This is a genomic window from Streptomyces sp. NPDC058457 (genome assembly GCF_042720695.1).
Taxonomy (GTDB): Bacteria; Actinomycetota; Actinomycetes; order Streptomycetales; family Streptomycetaceae; genus Streptomyces.
Map to the genome: position 1 here is coordinate 21275 of NZ_JBHXLU010000084.1, position 9451 is coordinate 30725.

The window sequence follows — 9451 nt, forward strand, 5'->3', positions numbered from 1 at the left end:
CCCTGTGAACTTCCCTTCCGCCCGTTCCAGTTGACCGATCGCCCCGGACAAGGAGTACAGAATGGCTGAGACTCTCACGAGCACGTACGGGCCGTGGGGCATCGTCGCCGGCGGATCCGACGGAGTCGGGGCCGCGTTCGCCCAGGGGATGGCCTCCCGGGGCATGAACGTCGTACTGGTGGCGCGGCGTTTACCCGTACTGGAGGCATGCGCCGACGACATCCGGGCGCAGCACGGCGTCGAGGTCCGCACGGTCGCGCTCGACCTCGGTTCCCCCGGTGCCCTGGCCGCACTCGCGCGCGCGACCTCCGACCTGGAGGTCGGGCTCTTCGTCTACAACGCCGGTGGCGACGACCGAAGTGTCGCGTTCCTCGACAAGGATCTGGACACCCATCTGGGGCTGGTCCACCGCAACTGCGTCGCCGTACTGGAAGCGGCCTACCGCTTCGGCGGCCCGATGGTGGACCGGAAACGGGGGGCCATGGTGCTGGTGACGTCCGGCGCGGCCTGGGCCGGCGGGGCCACGCTCGCCGCCTACGGCGCGACGAAGGCGTTCGATCTCATCCTGGCGGAAAGCCTGTGGGCGGAGTGGCGCGACAGCGGAGTGGACGTCCTCGGTCTCGTCCTCGGCAGGACCGACACCCCGTCACTGCGACGCGCGGAAGAGGCACAAGGACGCGCGTACGACGGCAAGTCGGCCGATCCGAAGGACGTCGCCGAGGAGGCGCTGGACCATCTGGCCGAGGGTCCCACCTGGATCTCCGGCAGCAGCACCCCGACCGGTGGCTCGCCGTTCGGCGGACTCAACCGCCGCCACGCGGTACTCGCGATGAGCCGGAGCGTGTCCGCGCTCGGGGGGAAACTCGCGGGGAAAGAGGAACAGCACGGAAGATCCGTCTCGGAATGATCTTTCCAGCCCGTGGTGAGCGCTCCGGCGATCTCGGGGTCGGACAGGCCTCGCACGGCCTCCCGCGCGGCGAACCGGGTCACCTCCCCGCCGGGTGAGGTCCTAACGTGGGGGGCGGGAGTCCGTCGCCGGGCGGTGAACCATTCGCTTCCGGTCGGCAGCCGTATCGGTTTCCGGATCGAGAAGCTGGGTCATCACTCGCAGAGCGTGCGCGAGGCTCTGGCCGGGAGACGGGCCGTTCGGGCCGTCGGGCTGCAGGGCCCAGTCCTCCACGGTGATGCGCAGCGCGGCGTTCAGCATGCCCGCCTCAAGGCGGATCGCGAGGTCGTGCTCGGACCGGTCGCTGCCGTCGGCGATCACGCGGGCGAACACGGCCTCGGCGTCGAAGTGCGTCTCCAGCCAGACGGCGCGCAGTCCCGGCTCGTCACGGCTCAGTCGCACGAGATCGCGCAGCGCCACCACATGCAGTTCGGCCGCCAGACCGGGATCGTCCGCGTCCTCGAACGCCCTGGAGGGCGCACCGCCCTTCCTCCAGTGGGCCCGCAGGCGCTCGGCGATCAGCTCCATGCCCGCCGTGAGGAGCGGACGCACACACTCCTCCTTGGATCGGAAGTAGCGCCACAGAGTGCGGGTGGAGATCCCGGCGGCCGAGGCGATGTCCTCCGCGGTGGTCGCCGCCACGCCTTGGGCGACGAAGAGCCGGACCGCCTCATCGGCGATCTCCACCCGCGTTGCCGCGCGGCGACGCTCCCTCAACGGCGGTCGCTCCGTACGGCTACCGAGGTGCCCGCCCATTCACCCCTCCTTGACATAGATATGCCAAGCCTAGTTCATGTCGCGTCGCGACTTTATGGCACGGAGTGACAAGTGGCGCTACAGTAGGGACGCCTCGCTCCTTCATGGACATGCCAAATGCGCTTCCGTCCTAGTCGCCGCCGAGGAAGCAGGCCACCACTGTCAAGATCCACGGTCCGGGGTGGCGGAGCACGCCTCGCCCCGGTCACGAATGAGCTCGCCCCCACAGTCCGGCCCTCGTGCGCCCGCGGCCCGCGAGGGTCCTCCCCACGGGAGTCTCATGTCCGACAACGTTTCTCACCAGTCCGCGTCCCCCCGGTCCGCGTCCCCCCACTCCGCGTCCGGGATAAGCCGTCGCCGGGCGCTCGGCGCGACAGCGCTGGGTGCAGCCGCACTCGGCGGGGCCGTGGCCGGCGCCGGCAGGGCGTCGGCCACGACGTCCGCGACGTTCGCGACCTCGGTGACCGCCGCCGCCGTGACGGAGCGGCGCGCCCGGGCGGTGGTCGTGGGTACCGGCTTCGGCGGGGGTGTGACCGCGCTGCGGCTGGCCCAGGCCGGGGTGTCCACCCTGGTCCTGGAACGGGGCCTGCGCTGGCGGACCGGCCCCAACGCCACCACGTTCTGCCGCTTCGCGAACATGGACAACCGCTCCGCCTGGCTGACCGACCACGCCGTCGTCGGCGGCGTCGACAAGACGTGGACGCCGTTCACCGGCGTCCTCGAACCCGTCGTGGGCAACGGCATGACCGCCATGGTCGGCGCGGCGGTCGGTGGCGGGTCGATCATGTACCACGGCATGACCCTCCAGCCGACGAAGGCCGACTTCGCCACGTCGATACCAGTGGCGGCGGGCCTGTACGACGACCTGAACCGGTGGGCCTATCCCACGGTCGCCCGGATGCTGGGCATCTCCACCATCCCCTACGACATCCTCGCCTCCGACCCGTACAAGTCCTCCCGTCTCTTCGAGGCCATCGCCCCCAAGGCGGGCCTGAGCCCGTTCAGGGTGCCCCTGCCCATCGACTGGAGCTACGCCCGCGGCGAGTTGACCGGCCAGTACGAGGCCACGTACACCAGCAGTGACATCGCCTTCGGCGTCAACAACGGCGGCAAGCACTCCATCGACGTCACCTACCTCGCCCAGGCGGAGTCCACCGGCCTGGTCGAGGTGGCACCCCTGCATGTCGTGCGCGATCTGGCGATGGCCGCGAACGGGCGCTGGGTGCTGTCCGTGGACCGCATCGACACCGGCGGCGCCGTGCAGGAGCAGATCCGTATCACCGCCGACGCCGTCTTCCTCAACGCGGGCTCGCCGGGCACCACCAGACTCCTGGTCAAGTCCCGCGCCAAGAACCTGATCCCCGATCTGCCCGACGCCATCGGCACCCGGTGGGGCAACAACGGCGACCGGATCTGGGCCTGGATCAACCCGACCGGCGACGCGGGCACCCAGCAGGGCGGCCCCGCCTGCGTCGGCGGCACCGCCCCTGACAGCCCCGTCCCGCTCACCGTCGTCCACGCCGGCTCACCCGTCCAGCAGACCGGCGTCACCGCACTGACCATCGTCGGCTTCGGCATCGTCGACGGCGCGGGCACCTGGGCCTACGACGCCGACGCCGACGACGCCGTACTCACCTGGCCCGCCGACGCGGACGCGGCCCTGCAAGCGCTGATAGCGGACCGGATGCAGGCCATCGCCACGGCCGGCGGCGGCCTGATGATCGACACCAACGCCCAGGCACCCTCCACCTGGCACGCCCTGGGCGGCGTCCCGATGGGCGAAGCCGTCGACCTCACCGGGCGCGTCCTCGGCCACAAGGGCCTCTACGTCCTGGACGGCGCCCGCATCCCGGGCTCCACCGGCGCGTGCAACCCCTCCATGACCATCGCCGCCCTCGCCGAACACAGCATGCAGACCATCGTCCGCCAGGACGTCGGCCGCGTTTTCTAGGAGTCCGCCCCACCTCTTGGCACTCCAGTTGCGGTTCGCTGTTCTCGCTGGTCAGGGGCGTGTTCGTGACTGTACTCGGTTGATGTCCCGTCAGGTGGCAAAAGTTCGTGACTCCGGGTGCGGCGGCGGTAGTGACAGCGGCGTGCGGTGGCCTGGTGGCGGTGGCGCCAGCACGCCGCCCTCGCCCGGGGTGATCTCAGCGTCCGCCGGGAGCAGGGTGATCACGAGACGGCGTCGCGCACCGCTTCCGAGAGGCTTCCGGCGACGTGGCCGCCCACCGCGGCGAGACGTTCGACGGCAGCGCGCCTGCGATGGTGACCGGTGAGGATGTGCCCTGCCCGGACGTCGGGGGACACGACCGGACACCGGCCTCACAGCCCGGCCGAGAGGCAGGAGCCGAACTCGCGTCGCCACCCGGTGAGTTCCCGCCCGCGCGCGGTTGCTTGTAGCGCCGCCTGCGCCCGGTCGGTGACGGCGGTGTCGCAGTCGGCGTCCCGGGGCACGGTGGGCAGCGTCGACTCCCGCGACTCGGCCGTGGCGGAAATCTGCGCCTCCAGGCGCGGCGGATTCCTGCGCGTCCGATGCGGAACTCCGGCGAAATCTGCGCCGTAACACCGGCAGACGCTCCCCCGCCCACACTCCTCGGTGTCAGTTCCAACCGGGAGGTGAACAAGCCATGACGAAACCTGCCGAGCCCGCGAGCTCCCGTACCGCACCGTGTGCGGATCACGCGGTCGGTACACGGTACCGGGGCAGTGTCCGCCCTGGCCGTCGCGGTCATCACTGCACCGAGGGAACGGTCTCCCATTCCGGCCCCGCCGCGACCGCCTCCACCACTCGGTGCGCCGCCGTCACGGTCCGGGCCGGGCACGCGGACGGCCGCCGGGTGCCGCCCGGTTTCCGGCCACCGACCGAGGAGCTTTGGATGGCGGAGCGAACGGTCCTCTCCGGGGTGACGTTGATCGACGGCACGGGAAGTGCCCCGCGACCGGGCATGTCCGTGGTGATCGACGGCTCGGTGATCACCGAAGTGGGTCCGGCGGACAGGACGGTGACGGCCCCTCAGGACCGGGTGTACGACCTGCCGGGGACGACGCTGCTGCCGGGGCTCATCGACTGCCATGTGCATCTGCGGTCCAACGCGGGCGCCCGGCCGCAGGACGTGCACCTGTGGAACATGCTGACCTCGGTCGAGGAACAGACTCTGCACGCCGCCGCCAACGCCCGTGAGGCACTGCGGTCGGGTTTCACCACGGTCCGTGACACCGCGGGTTCGCTGCCCGAGGTGGCCGTCAAGCACGTGATGGACGAGCACGTCCTCGACGGGGCCCGGGTCGTCGCCTCCGGTCTGGTCGGCATGACCGCAGGGCACGGCGACATGTTCTGCCCGGCGACGCTCGACGAGAAGCGGATGTGGGCTCCGGCCGACGGCGCCGACGAGTGCCGTAAACGCGTCCGGGAGTACGCCCGGATGGGCGTGGACCTGATCAAGATCTGCACCAGCGGCGGCACCCTCTCCATCGGCGACAGGACCGGATGGCGCAACTACACGGACGCCGAGATCGACGCCATCGTCGACGAGGCCCACGCCCTGGACCTGCGGGTGGCGGCGCACGCGCACACCCGGGCCGGGATCGAGGCGGCCCTGTGCGCCGGGGTGGACACCCTGGAGCACGGCTCCGAACTCGACGACGACCTCATCGAGCTGATGCTGGAACAGGGCACCTTCCTCTGCCCGACCCTCACCCTCAGCGAGTTCATGGCGGAACACGGACGACAGCGCGGTCTGTCCGCCGAGCATCTGGACAAGGGGGAGCGACTGCGCGAGCGCCGGCTCGCCTCCGTCCGCCGGGCCCATCGGGCCGGCGTACGGATGATCGCGGGCAGCGACTCCTCCAACACCATGCGGTTCGGCTCCCATGCCCGGGAACTGCAGTTGCTGCACGAGCAGGTCGGCATGACGCCGATGCAGGCCCTGGTGGCGGCGACCTCCGCGGCCGCCGACGCCCTCGGTCTCGGCGCCCGGACGGGAACCGTCGCCCCGGGGATGTACGCGGATCTGCTGCTCGTGGACGGTGACCCGCTCGCCGACCTGGGCCTGCTCGGGGACCGGCGGCGGTTGCGCGCGGTGCTGCGCGAGGGCCGGGCCATGGACCCGAACGCGGCCACGTCCGTCCCGCAGGGCCTGGCCGCGAGGCGCCGGACCGCAGAGACCGACCGGGTGCCGCCTCGCTCACCGGCATCCGCCACCGCGGGATAGGGAGACGACCAGTGCTGCGTTACCTGTTGATCCGGATCGGCCGAGCGCTCGCCGTCGTGCTCTGCCTGAGCGCTGTCGTGTTCCTGCTCGCGCATCTGATCCCCGGCGATCCGGCGACCCTGATCGCCGGGGAGAACTCCACTCCCGAGCTGCGCGCCCAGATCACCCGGGAGCTGGGACTCGACCAGCCCGTGTGGTCGCAGTACCTCAGCTGGCTCGGGCACGCCGTCCGGGGCGACCTCGGAAACTCCCTGCTCGACGGGCAGAGCGTCGCCGCGCAGGTCGCCGAGCGGCTCCCGGTGAGCCTGGAACTCGCCGTCTACGCCGCGGTGATCGCGGCCGTGTGGGGCATCCCGGCGGGTATCTGGTCCGCCATGCACCAGGGCCGGGCGGTCGACCGGCTGGTCAACGGCACCGCGTTCCTGGGGCTCGCCTTTCCGCCGTTCGTCGTCGGCACGGTCATGGTCCTGCTGGTGAGCCGGCTGACCCCGGGCTGGCCGCTGTTCTCCTTCGTGCCGTTCGGCCAGGACCCGCTGCTCAACCTCCAGGACCTGCTGCTGCCCGCGGCGGCGCTGGGCATCCCGTTCGGCGCCACGCTCTGCCGCTACATGCGGGCCGCAGTCCTCGACGTGGCGGGCCAGGACTTCATGCGCACCGCGGCGGCGAAGGGCGCCGGGCGACGGCGCCTGATGCTGCGGCACGCCCTGCGCAACGCGCTGGTGCCGGTGGTCACCGCGGGCGGTCTCCAACTCGGGGTGCTGGTCGGCGGCACCGTCATCGTCGAGCAGGTCTTCGCCCTTCCCGGGCTCGGCTCGCTGATCGTCAACTCCATCACCCAGCACGACTTCACGGTGGTCCAGGGGGCGGTCCTCGCGCTCGGCGCCTCCTATGTGGTGATCAACCTGGTGACCGACCTGCTCTACCCGCTCATCGACCCCCGGATCCGGACGACAGGAGCACGTCGTGACGGCTGAGACCGTACCGCCCGTCGCGGGCGCGACCGTGACCGCGAGGACCGCCGGGCGACGGCCGTTCCGCGGCTGGAACCCGACCCTCACCACAGGTGTCTGCCTGCTCGGCGGTCTGGTGCTGACCTCCCTGGTCGTCACCGGCCTCGGCCCCTACTCCGCCGAGGACGTCGGCAACGCCCTGCTCGGCGGGCCCACCGGCAGCCACTGGCTGGGCACCGACAACCTCGGCCGCGACCTGTTCACCAGGACCTTCGTCGCCGCGCTGCACTCCCTCCTGGTCGCCTTCGGGGCCACCACGCTCGCCGCGCTGATCGGCGTGCCCATCGGTCTCCTCGCGGGCTACAGCGGCCGACGGGTGGACGGGGTGCTGATGGCGGTGATGGACATCGCGATGTCCATCCCCTCGGTGCTGCTCGCGCTGGTGCTGGTCTCCGTGTTCACGCCGGGCACGGCGGTCCTCGTCGTGGGCATGGGGCTGATCTTCGTACCGTACTTCGCCCGGATCGTCCGCGCTCCGGCGCTGACCGTACGCGAACGCGACTTCGTCTCGGCGGCCCGGATCGCCGGGGTGAGCCCGCCGGTGATCATCGGCCGCCATGTGCTGCCGAACGTGCTGTCCTCCGCGCTCGTCCAGTACGCCAACACGGCAGCCACCTGCGTGCTGGTGGAGGCGTCCCTGAGCTATCTGGGCCTCGGCATCCAGCCGCCGACACCGAGCTGGGGCCGAATGATCTTCGAGGGCCAGCGCTACATGGCACACGACCCGCTGCTCGTGGTCGTCCCCGGGATCACGCTCGCCGTGGCCACGGCAGCCTTCGGCCTGATCTCCGACGGCCTCCAGGAACGGATCGACCCGCGCGGCACCCGCCGTACGCCCTGATCCACACCCCCTCCGCCTTTCGATTTCCCCCCACCACCTGGCACCTCTCCTCGCTCACCCAACCCTCAGGCACAGGCGGTCATGATCATGAACCACGGGTACACCCGCAGAACCACCCTCGCGCTCGGCGGCGGCACGCTGGCCGCGGCTCTCCTCTCGGCGTGCGGCGGCACGGCGACGACAGCCGGCAAGAGCAACGGCAAGCCCGTCAGCGGCGGTTCCCTCACCATCGGCCTCGACGCCGAGCCGACCACGGGCTTCGACCCGCAGGTGGCGCAGGCGTACAACGACCAGCAGATCGTCTCCCAGTTCTACGAGGGTCTGCTCAGCCTGGACGACAAGGGCAAGGTCCAGCCCGGCCTGGCCAAGAGCTACCGGCAGGTCGACGCCACCACCCACCGCTTCACCCTCCGCGAGGGCGTGACCCTCCACGACGGCAGCGAACTCACCACCGACGACGTCGTCTTCAGCCTGGAACGGCTGATGGACCCCGCCATCAAGTCGCCGTTCACCCAGCAGTACAGGATCAAGAAGGTCACCGCGGTGGACGCCACCACCGTGGAGGTCGAGCTCAGCGCCCCGCAGCCGTCCCTCCACCACTTCCTGGCCCGCCCCTGGAGCGGCGCCATCATGAGCAAGAAGTGGACGACGGCCCACACCGAGGACCAGATCAAGACGGCGGAGAACGGCACCGGCCCCTTCAAGCTCACGAAGTGGACCAAGGGCGTCTCCATCCAGCTCGCCGCACACACCGGCTACTGGCAGAAGCCCAAGCCCTACCTCTCCTCCGTGACCTACCGGCTCATCCCCGACGAGACCTCGCGGGTGGCCTCCCTGCGCTCGGGGGCCGTCCAGCTGATGGCCTTCCGCGACCTGCGGCTGGTGGACGACCTCAAGAAGACGGCCGGCGTCACCGAGGCCAACGGGCCGCTCGTCTCCAGCGTCTGGATCAACATGAACACGCTGAGCGGGCCGCTCGCCGACAAGCGGGTACGACAGGCGTTCAACCTCGCCGTCGACCGCCAGGCACTGATCAAGACCCTCGGCGGCGGCGACTCCGCCACCCTCGGCTATGTCATCCCGCCCCAGGACCCGTACGGCACCACCCCGACCTCCGCCGACTCCGTGTACGTGCAGAACCAGGCCAAGGCCAAGGAACTGCTCCGGGCCGCCGGCCAGACCAAGGTCAGCCTCGAACTGGTCGCGCCCAGCGACCCGGCGTACGGCCCCGACATCTCCGCCATGGAGCTGATGAAGGCCCAGCTGTCCCAGGTCGGCATCACCCTCGACCTCAAGCTGACCCCGTTCGCGACGGTCGTCCCGCGGGTGCTGTCCGGCGACTACAGCAACATGATCATGATGACGAGCGTGCTCAACGCCGACCCGAGCCAGTACCTCAGCCTCTGGTTCGCCAAGGGCGGTCCGGCCACCAAGGTCAAGGACCAGCACCTGTGGGACCAGATGGCGGCCGCGGCGAGCGAGAGCGACGACAGCAAGCGGGTCAGCCTCTACCACCAGCTCGCCCAGTACATCGCCGACCAGTGCTACCTGATGGTGCCCTACGCCAAGGCGGTACGCGGCGAGGCCTGGACCGACAAGGTGGGCGGCTACCGGCCGGACGCCACGGCCACCCGTCTCGAACTCAAGAACACCTGGCTGGCCTCGTGACAGGGGATGCAAGGATCTC

8 protein-coding genes are annotated in these 9451 nt (G+C 70.6%); 6 read left to right on the forward strand and 2 right to left on the reverse strand.

The window, feature by feature from the left end; all coding sequences use genetic code 11:
* The first annotated feature begins 61 nt into the window (after nt 1-61).
* On the forward strand, nt 62-907 hold the full coding sequence (locus tag ACFWPS_RS41950; RefSeq protein ID WP_383716011.1) for an SDR family NAD(P)-dependent oxidoreductase: 846 nt from the start codon (nt 62-64) through the stop codon (nt 905-907).
* Nucleotides 908-1009: 102 nt separating this feature from the next.
* Here ACFWPS_RS41950 and ACFWPS_RS41955 read toward each other — a convergent pair whose 3' ends face one another.
* Nucleotides 1010-1702 (reverse strand): TetR/AcrR family transcriptional regulator, encoded by a 693-nt coding sequence (locus ACFWPS_RS41955; protein WP_383716014.1) that lies wholly within the window; start codon nt 1700-1702, stop codon nt 1010-1012.
* Between the two features lie 280 nt (nt 1703-1982).
* Between ACFWPS_RS41955 and ACFWPS_RS41960 the strand changes: the two genes are divergently transcribed.
* Nucleotides 1983-3653, forward strand: coding sequence for a GMC oxidoreductase (locus ACFWPS_RS41960; RefSeq protein WP_383716016.1), 1671 nt, complete (start codon nt 1983-1985; stop codon nt 3651-3653).
* A 371-nt stretch (nt 3654-4024) separates the two neighbouring features.
* On the opposite strand, the gene ACFWPS_RS41965 is transcribed toward ACFWPS_RS41960, so the two are convergent.
* Nucleotides 4025-4156, reverse strand: a complete 132-nt coding sequence (locus ACFWPS_RS41965) for a hypothetical protein (RefSeq protein WP_383716019.1) — start codon at nt 4154-4156, stop codon at nt 4025-4027.
* Between the two features lie 422 nt (nt 4157-4578).
* Here ACFWPS_RS41965 and ACFWPS_RS41970 point away from each other — a divergent pair, with 422 nt between their 5' ends.
* The 4 genes from ACFWPS_RS41970 (at nt 4579) to ACFWPS_RS41985 (ending at nt 9432) form a co-directional block, all read left to right on the forward strand.
* A complete protein-coding gene (locus ACFWPS_RS41970; RefSeq protein WP_383716023.1) occupies nt 4579-5913 on the forward strand; it encodes an amidohydrolase family protein in 1335 nt (444 codons plus the stop codon).
* Nucleotides 5914-5924: 11 nt separating this feature from the next.
* On the forward strand, nt 5925-6887 hold the full coding sequence (locus ACFWPS_RS41975; RefSeq protein WP_383716026.1) for an ABC transporter permease: 963 nt from the start codon (nt 5925-5927) through the stop codon (nt 6885-6887).
* Nucleotides 6877-7764, forward strand: a complete 888-nt coding sequence (locus ACFWPS_RS41980) for an ABC transporter permease (RefSeq protein ID WP_383716029.1) — start codon at nt 6877-6879, stop codon at nt 7762-7764. The genes ACFWPS_RS41975 and ACFWPS_RS41980 overlap by 11 nt, the downstream gene beginning before the upstream one ends.
* Before the next feature lie 87 nt (nt 7765-7851).
* Nucleotides 7852-9432 carry an ABC transporter substrate-binding protein gene (locus ACFWPS_RS41985; RefSeq protein WP_383716032.1) on the forward strand — a complete coding sequence of 527 codons (1581 nt, stop codon included), beginning with the start codon at nt 7852-7854 and terminating at the stop codon, nt 9430-9432.
* The last annotated feature ends 19 nt before the right edge of the window (nt 9433-9451 follow it).

Bases quoted from the DNA above. Each gene is read 5' to 3' on its own strand.
- ACFWPS_RS41950 (WP_383716011.1), top strand. From the start codon at position 62: ATGGCTGAGACTCTCACGAGCACGTACGGGCCGTGGGGCATCGTCGCC.
- ACFWPS_RS41955 (WP_383716014.1), bottom strand. From the start codon at position 1,702: ATGGGCGGGCACCTCGGTAGCCGTACGGAGCGACCGCCGTTGAGGGAG.
- ACFWPS_RS41960 (WP_383716016.1), top strand. From the start codon at position 1,983: ATGTCCGACAACGTTTCTCACCAGTCCGCGTCCCCCCGGTCCGCGTCC.
- ACFWPS_RS41970 (WP_383716023.1), top strand. From the start codon at position 4,579: ATGGCGGAGCGAACGGTCCTCTCCGGGGTGACGTTGATCGACGGCACG.
- ACFWPS_RS41985 (WP_383716032.1), top strand. From the start codon at position 7,852: ATGAACCACGGGTACACCCGCAGAACCACCCTCGCGCTCGGCGGCGGC.